We start from the raw sequence: 14,982 nt of genomic DNA, 5'->3' as shown, positions 1-14,982 counted from the left end.
GCATGCCGCACGTGAATCCGAGCTTCTTCCAATCCGTGACCGAGCGGCGCATGCGTGACGAGCTGCTCGCCGACAAGGATCTCCAGCGGGCCGTGCGGCGTGTGGATGAGCTGCCGGGTGGGCTCGGCACCGTCGCGAGGCGGAGGCGGTTGGCGGAGGCGTTCCGGCTGACGCGCTCGACGGCTCCAGGCGTGATGGATGCACTGGCCGCCTGCAAGGAGACGCTCGGCCATGACGGGCCCGTGGAGGTGTTCGTCCATCCGGAGCCGGTCATCCGGGCCTCGGCGGTGGATGGCCCGCCGGAGACGCCCGCCATCGTCCTCTCGGCGCGGCTCCTCGAGGTGCTCACGGACGCCGAGCTGCGCTTCGTCCTCGGGCACGAGCTCGGCCACCTTGTCTTGGAGCACTTCGCCCTTCCGCTGCCGGCCGCGGCCATGGCCGCGGATACCTCGGGGGGGAGCCTCCGGCGCTCCGTGGCGCTCGGGCTGTACGTGTGGAGCCGGGCGGCGGAGGTGAGCGCGGACCGGGCGGGGCTGCTGTGCGCCCGGGATGCCGAGGCCGCCGCGAGTGCCCTGTTCAAGCTGACGGCCGGTCTGTCCTCCGCGCCGGTGAAGTCCGAGCTGCAAACCCATGCGCGCCAGGTGGACGCGCTCCTGTCCGAGCCCGCGGCCCGCGAGAAGCCGCGCGAGGACGACGACACGCTCGGCTGTTTCAGCACCCAGGCCTTCGGCCCGATGAGGCTGCGTGCCCTCGCGGCGTTCTCGGGAACGAGGACGTTCCTCCGAATCGCGGGCCGCTACGCGAGTGATGAAGGGCGCTCGGACGACGAGGCCGATACCCTGCTGGAACGCGATCTCCGGGAGCTGGCGCCCTCGTATCTGGAGGAGAAGTCCGAGCGTGCCGAGCTGCTGCAACGGGCGCTCGCGTTGGGAGAGCGGGTCCCCTCTTCCGAGCCGGCCCGGCGGGAACTGGGAGATGCGCTGGCCCGGGTGCGCCAGGAAGCAACCCTCTCCGAGCGGGCCCGGCTGGTGCAGCACCTCACCCTGGTGGCGGCTCCGGACGGAAACGTGGACGACACGGGGTTCCTGGAGCTGCGGAGGCTGGCCGAGTCGCTCTCCGTGCCCGTATGGCTCGTGGACGAGGCCCTCCGGGGCGCCGCCCATCCGCTGGATTGATAGGGATTACAGCAAAGACAGACACTAATCACACTGGTATTGTTGCAATTGATTGCGTGGTGCTTGATTTATTTGTATGTATTTCAATTCAATGAAATACATACATAAATCACATAGAGGCCACCCACTCCTGAAGCAAAACACAATCAAACAAACAAAGTCCGCAACGAAATACATAAAACAAATGCCAAACACATACATGTCATTCATTGCATGTCATTCATTGGGTGACTCGTCTTCCATACAAAAGAAGCCAATGTAGGCATGGCATGTTCGAGTCATGGGACAGGGTATGTCGTGAGATGTAAGCATGATGGGTTTGTGCTCGGAGTGTCGATCACGGCGCTCCGCGTCTGCCTCGGACGTTCGCAGCTCGAGGAAGCCCAGCGCGCCCACCGCCAGATTGGAGGCGGGAGGGCCGGTGCGGTAGAACGGGCGCTCACCTCGGGGGAAACGACATGAACGTGCTGGTCACGGGGGCCACGGGCCTCATCGGGAACGCCATCGCCCACAGGCTGGTGGCACAGGGGAAAACGGTGCGCGCGCTGGTGCGCGATACCGACAAGGCGAAGCGCCTGCTCCCCGCCGAGGTGGAGCTCGTGCGCGGCGACGTCACGGACCCCGAGTCGCTGCCCGCCGCCATGCGCGGCGCCGAGCGGCTCTTCCACACCGCTGGCATGCCCGAGCAGTGGCAGCCGGACGAGACCATCTTCGACAAGGTGAACCGCCAGGGCACCGTCAACGTGCTCAAGGCCGCGCTCGCCGCGGGCGTCAAGCGCGTGGTGTACACCTCGACGATGGATGTCTTTGGCGCGCCGCGCGGGGGCACCCTCGTGGAGACGAACATCGATCCCCACCCCAAGCCCACCGCCTATGAGCGCTCGAAGCAGGCGGCGGAGCGCGAGGCGGAGGCCATCCGCCAGCAGGGGCTCGACGTGGTGTACGTCAACCCCGCGGCCGTATACGGGCCGAGCCCCGTGCACGTGGGCCTCAACTCCATCTTCCTCCAGGTCCTCAACCGGGAGGCACCCGCGCTGCCTCCCGGAGGCGTGTCGGTGGCGTACGTGGACGGCGTGACGGACGTGCACCTCGCGGCGGCCGAGCGCGGGGCCTCGGGCGAGCGCTTCCTCGTCGCCGATGCGCACGTGAGCAGCCGGGAGCTGGCCACGGAGATCATCCGGGCCGCCGGTGGAGGCAACGTGCCCCCCATCGCTCCCGAGCTGATGATGAAGCTGCTCGCCAACGTGTCCGCGCCGCTCGCGAGGACGTTTGGTTTCAAGCCGCTCATCGCGCCCGGCCAGCTCTCGTTCCTGCTGTGGGACGCGCGCGTGGACTCGAGCAAGGCGCGGCGGGAGCTGAGCTTCCAGCCCACGCCGCTCGCCGAGGGCGTCGCGCGCACCGTCACGTTCCTGCGCGAGCAGGGGCTCGTCCCGAAGGCCCCCGCCGCCCGCTGATACGAAGCGCCCGGAGGGCCGGGGTACTGGTACGTGAGCCGGACGGCACCAACGTGCCTCCTGCGCCTACAACGTGCTCTACCGGGACTCGCACTTCATGAAGGTGCCCCGGCCGCTGCATTCCCTGGGCCCTGGCGGGAAGTAGACCTTGGGTGTGTGGCCCCAGTGACGCTCGGTCAGGCCATTCCGTGAAAACTTTCATTCACGCCAGAGTTTCCGGGCTCTCCTCGAAAACTTCTATCGGCACCGGAATCGCAAACATAAATTAGAAACTAAAGACGAATTGCGCGTGATTGTTTTCGTGGATCGGGGGTCTGATTTTATGTCAAAGGATCAGACACGAATTCCACGAGGTGCCACATGCAATCCCGCGCGCGGTGGTTGTTGCTGTTGGTCCCGGGTTTGATGTTCTTCTACGCCCTCGGCGGATCGCCCACGGAGGCGGAGGCGGCGAGAGGCGGTTGCAAGAAGTGCTCGACGGACGCGGGCACGAGCTACGACGCCGGTACTCCAGACGCGGGCTACGACGCTGGCACGGGCTCTGACGCGGGCACGCCGGACGCGGGCTCGGGCTACGACGCCGGTACTCCAGACGCGGGCTCGGGCGGCTCGGACGGTGGCACGACCACGAGCTGCCTCGGCGAGAAGCTGCTCCAGACACTCGGCAAGGACCACGTGCTCGTCGGCGCGAAGACGAATGACGACGTGGCCGGGCTGGCGCCGTTCGATATCCGTTACATCTACCTGGCGGGCGGCCTGTTCGACAGCACGAACGTGTGCAACTCGTGCAGCTCGAGCTGCTCCTCCGCCGGCCAGTCCTGCTCCAATTCCAATCCCAGTGGCTGCGGGTGGTGGGGTTGCTGGCAGTGGGATCTGGTCGCCCCGGGGCAGTTCCTGCGCGACTTCCTCACGAAGACCACCACCCTGGGACAGATTCCCATGCTGACCTACTACGAGGTCCTCCATACCAGCCGCGTGGCGGAGGGCTCGCAGGAGGTCGCCAAGACGCAAGACGTGGCCATGATGCAGCGCTACTACAATGACTGGCGTTTCGTGCTGAAGCAGGTTGGGTATTCCACCGCCTTCCTTCACCTCGAGCCGGACTTCTGGGCCTACGCCCAGCAGGTGAATACCAATCCTCACATGATTCCGGCGGCGGTGGCCTCGGCCAACCCCACGGATTGCGGGTCCATCGAGAACACCATCGCCGGCATGGGCCGCTGCATGATCGCCATGGCGCGCAAGTACGCCCCCAACGCCAAGGTGGGCCTGCACGCCTCGGCGTGGGCCACGAAGATCGACGCCATGATGAACAAGGATCCCTCGCTCAACGTGGAGGCCGAGGCCGTGAAGGTGGCCGACTTCCTGCGCGAGTGCGGGGGGGCTTCGGGTGACTTCGTGGCGGTGGAGACGAGCGACCGCGACGCCCAGTACTACCAGGTGATGTACGGCCGCAACAGCTGGTGGGACACGACCAATGCCACGCTGCCGAACTTCAAGCAGGCCTTCCGCTTCTCCAAGGCGCTCTCGGAGCGCATGGGCCTGCCCAACCTGTGGTGGCAGGTCCCCGTGGGCAACATGTCCATGCCCGGCTATGAGCAGCACTGGAAGGACAACCGGCTGGACTACTTCTTCGAGCACCCGCGGGAGGTCGCCGCGGCCCACGGCATCGGGATGATCTTCGGCGCCGGTGAACAGGCCCAGACGAACCCCTCCACCGACCTCGGGCACCTGCTGCAGCGCACGAACAGCTACTTCATCAACAACGGGGTGCCCGCCTGCCTCAACGTGAGTCTGCCTTGAGATGAAGTGCCGCGGACGCCAGCGTCAGGCGGTGCGCCCCTGACGCTGGCGCTGGGGTTCAACGCGTCAGCACGCGCGTGCTAGAGGGTGGGGGTGACCATGGACGAGAAGCCGCCGTCTTCGCTGCCCTTCCCGACGAGCCTCTGTCACCGCTGCGCCGCGCCGCCGAAGTACGTGCAGACGAAGACGTCCACGTTCATCCTCTGCCCGCTGCTGCCGCAGAAGTACCCGCCCCAGCCGGTGCTCCGCTGCCCGCTCTTCCGCCCGAAGGACCCCGAGCGGAAGTAGGGCCTCCCGGAGCCCTCAGCCGAGGTGCTGCAGCTCGCGCGACAGCTGCGTCTCCAGGTCGCGGATGTTCTTGTAGATGAGGCAGCGGTACCCGGCGACGTCGAACTTGAGCTCCTTGATGTCGCGCACGAGCAGGATCGTCTGCCGCCCCCGGCCCCACGCGTAACCCACCTCCAGGTACACGTTCGGGTTGGCCATGGAGAGGTCCGCGATGACGACCTTCGCGGTGTCGATGCGCTCTTTGATCCGCTGGATGATGGCTCCCTCGAAGACGGCCTGATCCACGCGCTCGCACAGCAGTCCCGCGGCCTTCACCGGCCCCAGGATGCCGTAGTGGTAGACGTCCTCGAGCTCGGGAGCGAAGGGCATCGCCACGAAGGCGTGGGGCTTGGCCAGGGACTGCGCTCCGGCCGTGGCCAGCGGTGGCGCCTGGACGACCTGGGCCTGACCCTGGCCCGGACGCTTGACGCGGAAGCCCCAGCCCGTCGCCAGCGGCTCCACCCCGGGAGTCTTCCCGAGCCCCCGCTCCAGGGCCCGCCGCAGCCGCTCCGCGCGCCGCGGCTGCAGCTCCACGACGGTGATGCGCTCCAGGCTCGGGGGCCCGGCGCCTCGCAGGAAGGCCTCGACGAGGCCTCCGACGAGCGCGAGCGCCGCCTCGTCCTCATCCAGGCCGTAGTTCGGACCGTGCACCGTGCAGGCGATGTGGCGGATGCCGGGGCGCGACTCGAGCGCCTGGAGCGCCCGGGCCGCGAACTGGCGGATCTCGTGGTAGCCGAAGCTCCCCAGCCTCACGGTCCCGAGGAAGAGCGCCAGGGGCGCGCCGATGGCGCCCCGCGTCTCGACGAAGACGTGAGCTCCCACGGGCACTTCGAGCTGTGACTCGGAGATGCCCACCTTCTCGAGCCGCCGGGCCACGGATTGATCCGCGCCGAAGAAGCCCCGCGCGTGTTTGAGCAGCACCACGTCCGCGTGCGACTCGGTGACGTCTCCGGCTTCCAGGGTGATATCGAGGGCAGCGCTCATCGCGGGGAACTGTCTCACGGAGGGGTCGGACCCGCCACGGTGGACGGGGTGCTCGCGGCGCCCGACGGCTTGGGCCAGAAGGTCACGAGGGACGATTCCCTACGCGAGGGAGGAAAGTCAAAAGCCCCGGGAAAGGGCGCACAACCCGTTTCCCGTTCGCATTCGCGGTGCAAAGTAACGGCCTGTCTGTCACGCCCTCGCGCGCCTGGGCAGTCGTGGACAGATCTGCCTCCCGGTGCATGTCGCGCCCTCGCGAGGAACGCGCATCATGAGGGGCTCGCGGGCTGGCACCCGCGCCACCCGGAACCCGCGCATTCGCGAGGGTGTCCGTCCCTCATCAGGAGGTGCTCGCATGAAGCCATCTCTCGCCGCCCTCGCCTTCGGAGTCCTGTTCTCCGGCTGCTCCGCTCGGGCCCCCGAACCCGCACCCGCTCCCGTTTCCGCACGGCCTCTCGCCGTTGCTCCGGCGCCGGCCCACGAGCCCATCGCGAGGTCCGACCCGATCGCCACCTACAGCTACAACCCCATCGGGAGGCGGGATCCCTTCCGCTTCGAAATCGCGCCAACCCCCGAGCCCGTGTCTCTGGAGGGCTGCGACGAAACGCTCGAGCCCCTCTGCCGCTACACGCTCGACGAGCTCAAGCTGACGGGCATCGTGTCGGGGATGGGGAACCCCGTGGCCGTGCTCGAGAGCCCTCGGGGGAAGGGCTACTCGGTCTACCGGGGTAGCAGGATCGGCAAGCACGGCGGCGTGGTGAAGCAGGTGCTGCGAGACGCGGTCGTCGTGGTGGAATCCTGGCCCGATGCCCAGGGCCTCGCGCGGAGGGAGGAGACGGTGCTCCGCATGCGCGCGGACGCGCCGCTCGAGCTCGGCGAGAGGTGACGATGGGAAATGCGGGCACCTCCCCCCTACTTCGTCGCACGCACACGAGGTGGTCCGTCCCCTCGGGGCTCGTGTCGAAGGCGAGCAGGGTCCGCAGCGTCTCGCGCGCCCCCGGCAGAGGCGCCGCCGACTCCATCGAGGCGGAGCGCATCGGCTTCATGCGGGGGCGACCTCGACGGCGCCCCCGGGCTCCACCGTCACGCGCACGGGCAGGAAGCGCTCGATGAGCCAGGCGTGCGTGGTGAGGTGCTCCGTCACCCGCTGCGTCGTGTAACGCGTCGTCGCGGGCGAGGCCGGCCCCAGCTTCCCCGCCGCCAGCAGCGCCGCCGGTAGCAGAATCTGGTCCCCGAGGTGCTCGTCCAGCGCGCCCCCGCTCTCCATGAAGCGCGCCAGCTCCTCGGCCGCCTCGCGCCCCACCTCCTCCGCTGGACGGCCCCGCTCACCCAGTGCCGTGAAGCCCGCGAGGGTGTTCTCGAACTGGGCCAGGATGAACGTCACCGTGCCCACCGAGCGCGTCGTCGGCATTGGCCTGTTCTCCGCGTGGCTGTAGATGCCCCGCTCGCGCAGCGCCGCCACCGCCGCCTTCGACTGCCGCTCCGCGATGCTGAAGGGCAGCCCTCCCACGAACGAGTTCACCGAGATGTCGTTCAGCGTGCCTCTCGCTGGCAGCTCCACCCGGCTCGGAGGCTCGCGCACGGGCTCCACCTCGACGACGAACTCCCCCGAACCCTCCGGGTAGAAACCCGCGTTCACCAGGCGCGGCGAGGCGTTCATTCCATACGCCCGCGCCACCGGCAGCCACACCCCCACGACGTAGTGGTAGCTCGGGCTGTGCGGCAGGTGCGTCCCTCCGCGCAGCGTGAGCGAGCCCCCTCCCGCCAGGGCCAGCGGGTAGAAGAGGCACTGGAAGAGCAGCGGCGTGCTGCCCGCGGTGCCCACCTCGATGACGTAGTTCCCCGGCCGCACCGGCCCCGGCTGGAAGCGCAGCTCCGAGGCCCCCACCGCCGCGCCCTCGCTCTGGCCCCCGCTGATCGCCTCCGCGCCCCGCACGCACGCGAGGTGCTGCGGCCTCAACCCCGGGGGCTGGCGGTTGGCCCGCACGTGCTTCATGTGGAAGGGCCGCCCGGTGATGAGCGACAGCGACAGCGCCGAGCGGAGGATCTGCCCTCCTCCCTCGCCCTCGCTTCCGTCGAGCTCCACCGGTCCATCGTGGCGGTCGTCGCCTGCCATGCCCCTCCCCGTCCGAAAAAAGGCGGGCGCAGCGTAGCAGAAGGCTTTCGGTTACTGTCCGCCCGCCTTGGCCCTCGCCATCTTCCTGTTCACCTACGTCTTCATCGCGGGCATCCGCCTCCCCTATCCCAAGCTGGATCGCCCGGGAGGCGCGCTCGTGGGCGCCGTCCTCATGGTGGTGGCCGGCATCGTCGCCCCCGCCGAGGTCTTCAACTACAGCGCCGACCGCTCGCGTCATGCCGTGGACATGGACACGCTGGTGCTGCTGCTGGGGATGATGCTCCTGGCGGACTACCTCTCGCAGGCCTCGTTCTTCCGCGCGGCCGGCGCCTGGGCGCTCCGCAAGGCCCATACGCCCCGGCTGCTGCTGGTGGCCGTGGCCTGCACCAGTGCCTTCCTGTCCGCCTTCCTCGTCAACGACACCATCTGCCTGATGCTCACCCCGCTCGTGCTGGTGGTGGTCGAGGACGCGCGTCTGCCTCCCATCCCGTACCTGCTCGCCGTGTGCATGGCCTCCAACGCGGGCTCGGTGGCCACCTTCACCGGCAACCCGCAGAACATGCTCATCCAAGGCGCCTCCGGGCTGCCCTATGCGCAGTTCGTCGCGTACATGGCGCTGCCCGCCGTGGTGTCCACCGCCGTGGTCGTCGCGGGGCTCCTCTTCGTCTTCCGCAAGGCGCTCTCGCACGAGCGCTTCGAGACGCATCCGCCCCCGCCTCCGATGGACCGGCCGCTGCTGGGGCTCACGCTCGTGACGTTGCTCGGCGTGGTGGCCGCCTTCTTCATCGGCCTGCCCATGAGCTGGAGCGCCCTGGCCGGGGCCGCCGTGGTGATGACGCTCGCGCGCCGTTCCGTACCCCGCCAGGCCATCGAGCGCGTGGACTACGTCCTGCTGCTCTTCTTCGCCTGCCTCTTCGTGGTCGTCTACGGCGTGAACAAGGCGGGCTGGGCGGATGACATCTACCGCGTCTTCTCGCCCTTCATGTCCGGGCCGCCCTGGCGCGAAACCCTGGGCTTCGCGGGGCTGACGCTGGTGGCCTCCAACCTCTTCAGCAACGTGCCCTTCGTCATGCTGGCGCGCGCCTGGGTGCCCGCGCTCCACGAGCCGGTGCTCGGCTGGCATGTGCTCGCGCTCGGCTCGACGCTGGCCGGCAACCTCACGCTCGTGGGCAGCGTCGCCAACCTCATCGTCTTCGAGGCCGCGCGCGGCAAGGCCGAGATCAGCTTCCTCGGCTACCTGCGCGTGGGCCTGCCCATCACCCTCGTCAGCTTCGTGCTCGGGCTCGCGGTGCTGCTGGCCGAGCACGCCCTCTTCTAGCGGCTACGGATCCGGATCCGGCAGCTCGCCGGGCGGCAGCGGGGGCTCGGCGGGCTTCGCGGGCTCCTGCATCTCGCGGCCCACTCGGTTCACGCTGTCCGGCCCCGAGCCCTCGACGCCCTCGGGCGGCGCGCCCGCCTTGCGATCCTTCGGGCTCAGCTCCTCGGCGAACTGCCCGGCCAGCACGTCCAGCATCGACGTGAGCTCCTGGCGGAACAGAGCCGGCTCCTTGCCCACCTTGAAGGGATCCAGGTGCTCCGCGCTCTCGGACACCCGGTCCAGCTCGAACGGGCGGCGCCAGATCTCCGAGCGCCCGTTGAGCTTGAACATCCGCGCGTAGCCCTTCATGTACGCGCCCGCGCGCCCGTGGTCGCTGCGCATCCCGTAGTCCTGGATGACGAACTCCACCACCGAGTCCGCGCCCAGCCGCGAGAGCAAGTCGTAGTCCGGGGCGTTCGCCGGCACCTCCTCCACCAGGAAGCTCTCCAGCATCGTCGCCACCCGCGCGGGGTCCAACGTGTTCACCCACGGCCGCTCCTGCGGGAGCTGCCGGAAGGTGTTCACGCGCAGGCGCTCGGAGACCTCGAAGCGCGTCACCGCCGCGGTCAGCTTCGCCTGCAACCGGCGATCGGCCTCCTTCGGCTCGAGCTTCTTGAGCTTGTCCTTGTAGGCGCTGTCCTCGCGGAACACGAGGCTGCGCGGGCCGGCGTCGATCTCGATGCGGGAGATGAACGCGGGCCGCTTCACCCGATCCAAGTCCGCGCCCGCGAGCCGCTGCGAAGCGCAACCCACGGTGAGAAGCGCCAGGAATCCGAGGAATGAGATCCGCCCCATTCCCCACAAATACAGCACTTTTCTGATTTCACCCAACGCACGGCGTCGAGCGCCGCACACTCTCTCCCAGGGGGAGCAGCCTTCAGAACAGCAGGAGATCCTTGAAGGACTCCGCCGTTTCGTCGGTGACGTTGGTATGCCCTCCAAGGAGGGCGTCATTGCTGCGCTGACGGGTCTCGGTGAGGTCGGAGACGAGGGCGAGGATCTGCGGGTGGGTGAGGATGAGGGTGTCGAAGTCCTCGCGAGGCAGGCGCAGCAGCGAGGTGTTGCGCGAGGCCGTCACGGTGGCGGTGGCGGGCGTCTTCTGGAGCAGGGACATCTCGCCGAACAGCTCGCCCTCGCGCAGTTGGGCCAGCGGCTGGCCGGCCTTGCTCACCGACACCTCTCCGGAGAGCACCACGTAGAGGCCGTCCACCGGGTGGCCCTCGTGGATGATGATGTCGCCGCGGCGCACCTCGCGGGCCCGGAAGCGCTCCACCAGCTCGCGCCGGTCCTTGCGGCCGAAGGGCTGGAAGATCGCGGAGGTATTCACCACGTCCGACAGCAGCCGCTGCCGGCAGAAGCGCCTCAGCGCCCGGGCCACCAGGGGGTAGCGGCGCGAGAGGTCCGCCAGCACCGGCGCGGAGATCTCCAGCAGTTGCGTCTCCTCGGCGGCGCCCAGCACCGAGGCCGAGCGCGGCGCACCGGACAGCAGCGCCATCTCGCCGAAGAAGGCGCCCTCGCCCAGCACGGCCAGCTCCTTCAGCTCGGCGCCCGTCTGGCGCACGATGCGCACCCGGCCCGCGCAGATGACGAAGAAGGAGTCGCCCCGGCTGCCCTGCTCGATGATGCGCGCGCCCTCGGGGAAGCGGCGCAGCGGGCAGCGCTCGAAGAGCGCGATGAAGGCGTCCCGCGGCAGATCCGAGAAGAGGGGAATCTTCGGCAGCTCCCCCTCCCCCTCCGGCGCGGGCGTCTCGGAGACGGGCTCGTCCGCCCCCATCAGCTCCGTCTCCATCGGGCTCGCGCTGCCGGCCGGGCTCCCGGACGAAGCGGGCTCCGGCTGATGAAGCTCCGCGCCCGCACCCGCGAGCGCCGCCATCTCCACCGCGTGCAGGAGCGAGTCCGCCCCCACGGCGAGCTCCGTGAAAGGCGTGCTGCCCGGCACCGGGGGCTCGAAGTCCACGCCCTCGTTGGGAGTGAAGCGCTCGATGCGAGAGGAGGCGGCCGACGGCACCGCGGCCACCCGGAGTGGCATCGGCGGAGGCGTGGGGAGGGAAGGCGCGGGGGCCGGCGGCGCCTCCAGCTCGGGACTCCGGACCTCGCCCGAGCGGCGGCGCAGACCCGGAGGCGCGGCCTTGGCGACGGCGGGCTGGGACGGCGCGGACCCGGTGCTCCCCGTCTCCGCGTCGCTGAGATCCAGCTCGACCTCGAGGTCCGCCGCGGCCTCGGCGGGCGGCGGGGTGCTCGCATCGTCGAGGTCCAACTCCACCTCGATGCCCGCCGGGGAGGACACCGATGCCGCGGCGTCCTCGATGGAGGAGGCCTCGGCGATCTCGTCGTCCGCCAGGGCCTCGTCGATCTCCGGGGGCAGCTCGATGTACAGCGCGGACTGCTTCGCGGTGGGCGGCGCGGGGACGATGACCTGCTTCGTGGTGGGAGGAGGCTGGGGCGGGGCCACCGGGGCCTTCGGCGCCGCCACGGGCGCGGGCGTCACCGCGCGGCCTCCACCCCTGCGGGCGTAGAGACTGGCGAGCATCTGCTGCACGCCCTGGTGCGAGGGATCCAGCTCCAGGATGAGCTTGCTGGCGGCGATGGCGCGCGGGAGGAAACCCTCGCGGGCGAAGCCCTCGGCGGCGGCCTGGTAGGCGGTGATGGCGCGGGCGTTGTTGCCCACCTTCACCCAGGTATCCCCCAGGCGGACGCGCGCCTGGAAGTCCTTCGGGTCGAGCTGACAGTATTCCTCGAAGAGCTCGGCGGCTCGGGGGAAGCGCCCCTTGGTGAGGGCTTCGTTGGCCTTGTCCCTGAGCTGCCGTGGCTCCATGTCAGCGTGCCCCCTCCGCCGCGGTCGTTGTCTTGGCCAACGCCGATATGGCGGCTTCCCTCACCCGACGGTAGTAGTCACTCTTGAGCGCGTCCAGTGCATCGGCCTGGGCGCCCGTGCCCATCCTCGCGAGCGCGGCGGCCGCCGCGGCCCGGATCTCCGGCAGGTCATGGTACAGGTCGCGCGCCACCACCTCGGCCGCCGAGCTGTCGCCAATCTCGCCCAGGGCGGTGAGCAGCTCGCGCCGGCCCAGGCTCGACGAATCCTCCAGCGCCTTCACCAGCGTGGGCACCGCCGTCTTCGCCTTCATCCGGCCGAGCTGCGTGGCCGCCAGCACCGACTCGGGGCCGCCCTCGGACACCACCTTCTGGAGCACCTCGGACGCGGAGGCCGGCGCGACGCCACGGCTCAGCGCGTCGAGCAGCACCAGCTTCTCCCCGCCGATCTGCGGCAGCATCTCCACCAGGGCGGCCTGACCGGCCTCTCCCTGCTCGGCGAGCGCCTGGGACAGGACCTTGAGCAGATCGCGCTCGGACTCGAAGAGGCCGTTCTTGGCGAGCGCCACGCCCTCGGGCCCCAGCCGCGTGAGGCCCACCAGGGCGGCGGTGCGCACCGTCACGCTGGAGTCCCCGGCGAAGCCCTTGAGCAGCTCCAGCGCCCCGGGCGCCTTCACGGCCCCGAGCGCGCGCAGCAGTCCGGCCAGCGGCTCGAGCCGGGAGGACTCCACGTCGTCGAAGAGCTCGGTGGGCGCGCGCTGCTGCACCACGGGCCGGCCCAGGTTGCGCGCCTTGGCGGCGTTGAGCGCCTTCACGCGCGCCAGGAGCGTGGAGTGCTTCTCGCCCTTCATCTTCTCCTTGTCGGCGCTCTCCTGCGGCTGGGAGGGATCGAACCCCGGCCCGTAGCGCTCGGGCAGCGCCTGGGGGACCCAGTCCTGGCGGATGGCCTGCACGGTCGCGAGCTCCTGCTCGTAGGCCTTCTGGAGCACGGGCGCGGCGGAGGCGTCCCCGATGGCGGCGGCCGCGTCCACGGCGAGCGCGCGCAGCGTGGCATCGCCCTGGGTGACATAGGGCAGCACCTTGGGCAGCAGCTCCCTGGCCACCGGGCCGAGGCCGATCACCGCCTGCAGGCCGCTGGCGGCGGACGAGCCGCGGGAGAGACGATCGGCGATGGGCTCGAGCGGGCAGCCGCCGCGCTCGCGCATGGCGCGGGCCACGGGGATGGCCTCGGAGGTGACGGCGTCGAGCGCGATGGTGCACAGCGCGGCATCGGTTTGCGGCTGGCGCGGCAGCTCCAGGAGGGCGTCGATGGCCAGGGGGCTCACGGCGCTCTTCTCCACGGCCACGGCCTGCAGGCGGGGAATGGCCTGGGGCTCCTGCAGCCGCACGAGCGCGGTGATGGCGGACTCGCGCAGCTCGGGGAAGCTCTCGTCGAGCAGGGGGAGGATGGCCGTCGCCGCGCGCTTGTCGCCCAGGTCTCCCAGGCCGCGCACCGCGGCGGCGGCGAGGATGACCTGGCTGTCGCGCACCAGGGGCATGAGACGGTTGAAGGCCTCGGGACGGCCGCTCTTGCCCAGCTCCTCGGCGGCGCCCACGCGCTCGGGGAGGGAGCCCTCGTTGAGGGTGAGCAGGTTGCGCTCCCAGATGGCCTTGGACTCGGCGGCGACGACCTCGGCCATGGCGCCCGGCACGTTGGCCTGCTTGAGCGCCTGGACGATGACTTGCCGCGTCTGACGGCCCCGGCGGCCGTACTGGAGGGTGAGGTAGGCCTTGGCCTTGTCGTTCTTCACCTGCGCCAGGGCCATGGCGGCCTTGCCCTGGACGTCCACGTCGGAGTCCTCGAGCAGCTCACCGAGCAGATCCACCACGCGGGGATCCTGGCTCTGGCCGAGCGCGACGGCGGCCTCGCCGCGGACGATGGAGGCCATGTCCTTGGCGGCGCGGGTGAAGAGGGAGAGGTCGTCGGGACGCGCGTCCGCGGCGAGCTTCTTCACGGCGAGAGCCCGCACCTCGGGGCGAGGGCTCTGCAGATCCGCGAGCAACTGGTCCCGGCTCCCACTACACCCAGGGGCAACGAGGAGGGCCAGGACGGTGAGGAAGGTGCGCGCGCCGGTTCGCATCGTTCTCCGAGGGAAAGCGTGAGACGCCGGCGGTTATATCAGCGGTGCGCGCGACCGCCCACGACTCAGCGGCCCTTACGGGGCCCTCGCCCCCTGGGCCCCCCAGCACCGGAAGGACGCGCGTCCCAACCGGGCTTGGGCTCCGGGTGCTTCTTGGCGCGCCAATCGACGAAGGGCTTCGACCCCTCGCCGGCTCCCTCGCCTCCCGGGCGTGCCGCACCGCGGCGCTCCGGACGGCCAGCGCCGCGCGCGGGAACCCGGCGCTCCTCGCCCGGACCGAAGGACTTGCGCTCGGGACGCGCGCCGCGCTCACCGCCACGGCCCTCGCCACGGGGCGCCCACTCACGGCGCTCCGGACGGGCACCGCCGCGCGCGGGAACCCGACGCTCTTCACTCGAGCCGAAGGACTTCCGCTCGGGACGGGCTCCGCGCTCGCCGCCACGGCCCTCGCCACGGGGCGCCCACTCGCGACGCTCCGGACGGGCACCGCGCTCACCGCCCTCACCCGCGCCAAACGGCTTGCGCGCCGGACGGGCACCACGCTCGCCGCCCTCACCCGCGCCAAACGGCTTGCGCGCCGGACGGGCACCACGCTCGCCACCCGCACCGGCACCAAACGGCTTGCGCGCAGGACGCGCACCGCGCTCCTCGCCACGGGGCGCCCACTCGCGACGCTCCGGACGCGCGGGGCGCTCACCGCGCTCCTCACCCCGAGGCGACCACTCACGACGCTCCGGACGGCCACCGCGCTCGCCACCGCGGCCCTCGCCACGGGGCGCCCACTCGCGACGCTCCGGACGAGCCCCGCGCTCAGCGCGCTCCTCGCCCCGAGGCGCCT

The 14,982-nt window shown here is 70.3% G+C and carries 12 protein-coding genes; 7 read left to right on the top strand and 5 right to left on the bottom strand.

Annotated features, from left to right (window positions below):
• Window positions 1–2 precede the first annotated feature (2 nt).
• From ACJ8AN_RS27790 to ACJ8AN_RS27775, 4 genes are all read left to right on the top strand, one after another.
• Window positions 3–1,175: a M48 family metallopeptidase gene (locus ACJ8AN_RS27790; protein WP_407758514.1), complete on the top strand. Its 1,173-nt coding sequence runs from the start codon at window positions 3–5 to the stop codon at window positions 1,173–1,175.
• A 458-nt stretch (window positions 1,176–1,633) separates the two neighbouring features.
• Window positions 1,634–2,629: an SDR family NAD(P)-dependent oxidoreductase gene (locus tag ACJ8AN_RS27785; RefSeq protein ID WP_407758513.1), complete on the top strand. Its 996-nt coding sequence runs from the start codon at window positions 1,634–1,636 to the stop codon at window positions 2,627–2,629.
• Window positions 2,630–2,989: 360 nt separating this feature from the next.
• Complete coding sequence (locus ACJ8AN_RS27780) at window positions 2,990–4,432, top strand: hypothetical protein (RefSeq protein ID WP_407758512.1); 1,443 nt, start codon at window positions 2,990–2,992, stop codon at window positions 4,430–4,432.
• 99 nt (window positions 4,433–4,531) lie between these two features.
• Window positions 4,532–4,720 (top strand): hypothetical protein, encoded by a 189-nt coding sequence (locus ACJ8AN_RS27775; protein ID WP_407758511.1) that lies wholly within the window; start codon window positions 4,532–4,534, stop codon window positions 4,718–4,720.
• A gap of 15 nt (window positions 4,721–4,735) precedes the next feature.
• On the opposite strand, the gene ACJ8AN_RS27770 is transcribed toward ACJ8AN_RS27775, so the two are convergent.
• Window positions 4,736–5,743, bottom strand: coding sequence for a hypothetical protein (locus ACJ8AN_RS27770; protein WP_407758510.1), 1,008 nt, complete (start codon window positions 5,741–5,743; stop codon window positions 4,736–4,738).
• A 352-nt stretch (window positions 5,744–6,095) separates the two neighbouring features.
• On the opposite strand from ACJ8AN_RS27770, the gene ACJ8AN_RS27765 reads away from it, so the two are divergent.
• Window positions 6,096–6,626, top strand: coding sequence for a pilus assembly protein PilP (locus ACJ8AN_RS27765; protein ID WP_407758509.1), 531 nt, complete (start codon window positions 6,096–6,098; stop codon window positions 6,624–6,626).
• Window positions 6,627–6,782: 156 nt separating this feature from the next.
• On the opposite strand, the gene rtcA is transcribed toward ACJ8AN_RS27765, so the two are convergent.
• On the bottom strand, window positions 6,783–7,856 hold the full coding sequence (gene rtcA / locus ACJ8AN_RS27760; protein WP_407758508.1) for an RNA 3'-terminal phosphate cyclase: 1,074 nt from the start codon (window positions 7,854–7,856) through the stop codon (window positions 6,783–6,785).
• Window positions 7,857–7,923: 67 nt separating this feature from the next.
• Here rtcA and ACJ8AN_RS27755 point away from each other — a divergent pair, with 67 nt between their 5' ends.
• A complete protein-coding gene (locus tag ACJ8AN_RS27755) occupies window positions 7,924–9,174 on the top strand; it encodes an SLC13 family permease (RefSeq protein ID WP_407758507.1) in 1,251 nt (416 codons plus the stop codon).
• A 3-nt stretch (window positions 9,175–9,177) separates the two neighbouring features.
• On the opposite strand, the gene ACJ8AN_RS27750 is transcribed toward ACJ8AN_RS27755, so the two are convergent.
• From ACJ8AN_RS27750 to ACJ8AN_RS27740, 3 genes are all read right to left on the bottom strand, one after another.
• Window positions 9,178–10,008 carry a hypothetical protein gene (locus ACJ8AN_RS27750; protein ID WP_407758506.1) on the bottom strand — a complete coding sequence of 277 codons (831 nt, stop codon included), beginning with the start codon at window positions 10,006–10,008 and terminating at the stop codon, window positions 9,178–9,180.
• A gap of 82 nt (window positions 10,009–10,090) precedes the next feature.
• Window positions 10,091–12,028 carry a cyclic nucleotide-binding domain-containing protein gene (locus tag ACJ8AN_RS27745; protein ID WP_407758505.1) on the bottom strand — a complete coding sequence of 646 codons (1,938 nt, stop codon included), beginning with the start codon at window positions 12,026–12,028 and terminating at the stop codon, window positions 10,091–10,093.
• Between the two features lies 1 nt (window position 12,029).
• Window positions 12,030–14,144: a HEAT repeat domain-containing protein gene (locus tag ACJ8AN_RS27740; RefSeq protein WP_407758504.1), complete on the bottom strand. Its 2,115-nt coding sequence runs from the start codon at window positions 14,142–14,144 to the stop codon at window positions 12,030–12,032.
• A gap of 146 nt (window positions 14,145–14,290) precedes the next feature.
• Here ACJ8AN_RS27740 and ACJ8AN_RS27735 point away from each other — a divergent pair.
• The coding region (locus ACJ8AN_RS27735; RefSeq protein WP_407758503.1) for a hypothetical protein at window positions 14,291–14,982 on the top strand (692 nt) is incomplete at its 3' end.

This window comes from Archangium sp., from assembly GCF_045802675.1.
Classification (GTDB): domain Bacteria; phylum Myxococcota; class Myxococcia; order Myxococcales; family Myxococcaceae; genus Archangium.
The sequence above is the reverse complement of the archived record's forward strand: the minus strand, read 5'-3'. Positions and strand labels throughout refer to the sequence as shown.

Bases quoted from the DNA above. Each gene is read 5' to 3' on its own strand.
- rtcA (WP_407758508.1), bottom strand. From the start codon at position 7,856: ATGGCAGGCGACGACCGCCACGATGGACCGGTGGAGCTCGACGGAAGC.
- ACJ8AN_RS27780 (WP_407758512.1), top strand. From the start codon at position 2,990: ATGCAATCCCGCGCGCGGTGGTTGTTGCTGTTGGTCCCGGGTTTGATG.
- ACJ8AN_RS27765 (WP_407758509.1), top strand. From the start codon at position 6,096: ATGAAGCCATCTCTCGCCGCCCTCGCCTTCGGAGTCCTGTTCTCCGGC.
- ACJ8AN_RS27770 (WP_407758510.1), bottom strand. From the start codon at position 5,743: ATGAGCGCTGCCCTCGATATCACCCTGGAAGCCGGAGACGTCACCGAG.
- ACJ8AN_RS27740 (WP_407758504.1), bottom strand. From the start codon at position 14,144: ATGCGAACCGGCGCGCGCACCTTCCTCACCGTCCTGGCCCTCCTCGTT.
- ACJ8AN_RS27775 (WP_407758511.1), top strand. From the start codon at position 4,532: ATGGACGAGAAGCCGCCGTCTTCGCTGCCCTTCCCGACGAGCCTCTGT.
- ACJ8AN_RS27790 (WP_407758514.1), top strand. From the start codon at position 3: ATGCCGCACGTGAATCCGAGCTTCTTCCAATCCGTGACCGAGCGGCGC.
- ACJ8AN_RS27750 (WP_407758506.1), bottom strand. From the start codon at position 10,008: ATGGGGCGGATCTCATTCCTCGGATTCCTGGCGCTTCTCACCGTGGGT.
- ACJ8AN_RS27745 (WP_407758505.1), bottom strand. From the start codon at position 12,028: ATGGAGCCACGGCAGCTCAGGGACAAGGCCAACGAAGCCCTCACCAAG.
- ACJ8AN_RS27785 (WP_407758513.1), top strand. From the start codon at position 1,634: ATGAACGTGCTGGTCACGGGGGCCACGGGCCTCATCGGGAACGCCATC.